We start from the raw sequence: 2,845 nt of genomic DNA, 5'->3' as shown, positions 1-2,845 counted from the left end.
AGGAAGTTAAAGAAGAGGAAGTTAAAGAAGAGGAAGTTAAAGAAGAGGAAGTTAAAGAAGAGGAAGTTAAAGAAGAGGAAGTTAAAGAAGAGGAAACTCCGAAATATTGGTTTAATTTAGCAAATATGACTAAGGATAATGATGAAAAAATAAAATACTACGATAAAGCTTTAGAGATAAATCCAAATTACGAAAGTGCTATTAGTGGTAAGGGAAAAGTTTTAAAATCCATTAAAGAATTAGAGAAACTAGAAGAAATTAAGAAGAATAAAGAAACTGCGAAAAAATTCTGTAAATTGGCATACGGTGAAAAAGATAAAGCTACCCAGCTCAAATATTATGAAAAAGCTTTAAATTTAGATTCTGACAATACAAAGATATTATTAAATTGTGCAGTGGCTCATCATAACTTAAAAGAATATCATAAAGCGTTATATTACTATGATAAAGCTTTAGAGATAAATCCGGACTATGAAAGTGCTATTAGTGGTAAAAAAATAGTCTCAAAACTGTTAAAACAAATTGAAGACGCCAAAAAGCTTTGTAAATTGGCATACGATGAAAAAGATAAAGCTACCCAGCTCAAATATTATGAAAAAGCTTTAAATTTAGATTCTGACAATACAAAGATATTATTAAATTGTGCAGTTTCACACTATAATCTTAAAAATTATAAAATATGTAAAGAATATGCTTTAAAAGTCTTAAAAATCGATAAAAATAATTCAAAGGCAAAAGAACTTGTTGAATTATGTACGAATAAAAAATAAATATTAATTAATACTTATTTTTCTATTTTTTTAAATAATTCTAAAAAATATTAAAATTACATTAAACTACATTAAATTATTGGTTAATTATGGATAATATTAGTAATATGAAGTAAATAATGTAATTCATTGTTTTTTAGTTTACATATTAAGGTATTGTTTTTTTAGATAGCATACTAATTAAAATTTAAATCACTAATTATATATTTTATTAAGTAGCTAATTAATTTATTATAATGTATAACAAATTATAACCATATGATGGTGTATATATGAAAAAAAGTTGTTTTAAATTGACATTTTTCGTATTGTTGGTATCATTGGTATTATCCCTTAATTCCGTATCTGCAGATACTGCAATAAGCGGTTCCTGTAATATTACAGCACCTGGGACTTACTACCTAACAAACGATATAAACCCTGGCGAACTTGCAAAAAGTCAGACAATAATAAATATTTTTTGCAGTAATGTAACATTAGATGGTAAAGGATATACCATCAATGGAAATTATAACTCCTATGGTATAGTAGTACGTAACAATTCCAAATTTATAAAAAATATCACGATAAAAAATTTTAAAATAAAAAATTTAAATAGATTTGGAATTTGTGTTATGAATACATCTAATTCACTTATTTTAAATAATTCAATAATTTCGGCATACGATTCAATCGCGCTTATGAATTCATCCAATAACACCATTAAAAATAACAACATCTCATTTTCAACACGTACAGCTATAGAAGCAGTACTGGGCAGTAATAACAACACAATTTATAATAATACAGTATCATATGCTCATTTTGGAATTGATATTGGCAGAACATTAAATAACACTGTAATAAACAATACTTTATACAATGCTGGCATATGTGTTGGCGGAGATTATCAGGGTAAGCTTAACAGTAATATTACGCAATGGATTAATCACACGATAGTAAATAACACAGTCAATGGAAAACCAATTTATTATTACAAAAATAATAATTCTAAAAAAAGTATTCCAGAAGATGCTGGACAAGTAATACTTGTAAATTGTTCAAATATGACTCTTGAAAATTTAACAATAAATAACGTTTCAATAGGTATAGACATTGGTTTCTGTTCAAATATAACTATTAAAAACATTACTATCGGCAATAATTCAATGGCAAATATTTTAACGTATAATTTACATAATAGTAATATTTCAAACAATATCATTAATTCCGGAAGATATGGAATTTCAATGCATTATTCAAATAACAACACAATTTGTAACAACACAATTTCAAAATTTAGTGATGCAGGGCTTATCGTTGCTACAAATTGTACAACTAATACAATCGAAAACAATGAATTCCACGAAAACATTATGGATTGTGTATTGGACATATGTTTTAATAATACGGTTCAATCTAACAGATTTACTTCTGACGGCCTTACAATTTTAGGTTCAAAGATAAAGTATTGGAATAACCATATAATCAAAAATAACACATTAGATGGAAAACCAATTTATTATTACAAAAATAATAATTCTAAAAAAATTCCAGAAGATGCTGGACAAGTAATACTTGTAAATTGTTCAAATATGATTATAGAGAATTTGAATATATCTAATACTACATACGGAATAACTATAATACAGGGTAAAAACTGTAATTTTACTAACAATTTGTTAACTGGAAATGATTGGGGTATTTACATGTATTATTCAAACAATATTAGTTTTAAAAATAATAATGTAAGTTCAAACAATTTATCTGGTATTTTTAGCATAAATTCGCACAATAATACATTAATTAATAATACAGTGAATTCAAACCTTTATGGTATTACATTAAGAACAGTTTTCAATAATACATTAATTAATAATACAGTGAATTCAAACCAATATGTGGGTACTTATTTAATAAGTTCTATTAATAACACTCTAAGCAGTAATTTATTAAAAAACAACGAAATTGGCATTTATTTAAGTAACTTAAACGATAACGCAATATATAACAATATATTCAATAATACGGAAAATATCAAAACAGGTATAGTTGTTGGTTTAAATTACTGGAACACTACAAAAGAGAACGGTGGA

The 2,845-nt window shown here is 25.4% G+C and carries 2 protein-coding genes; both read left to right on the top strand.

What is annotated here, in order from left to right:
• A partial coding sequence (locus M2325_RS08240) for a tetratricopeptide repeat protein (RefSeq protein ID WP_259052703.1) occupies positions 1–770 on the top strand: 770 nt, incomplete at its 5' end.
• 272 nt (positions 771–1,042) lie between these two features.
• On the top strand, positions 1,043–2,845 hold a 1,803-nt coding region (locus M2325_RS08235; protein WP_259052700.1), incomplete at its 3' end, for a NosD domain-containing protein.

This window comes from Methanococcus voltae PS (genome assembly GCF_024807035.1).
Taxonomy (GTDB): domain Archaea; phylum AGJL01; class Methanococci; order Methanococcales; family Methanococcaceae; genus Methanococcus; species Methanococcus voltae.
This window is presented reverse-complemented; position numbering and strand designations above follow the sequence as displayed.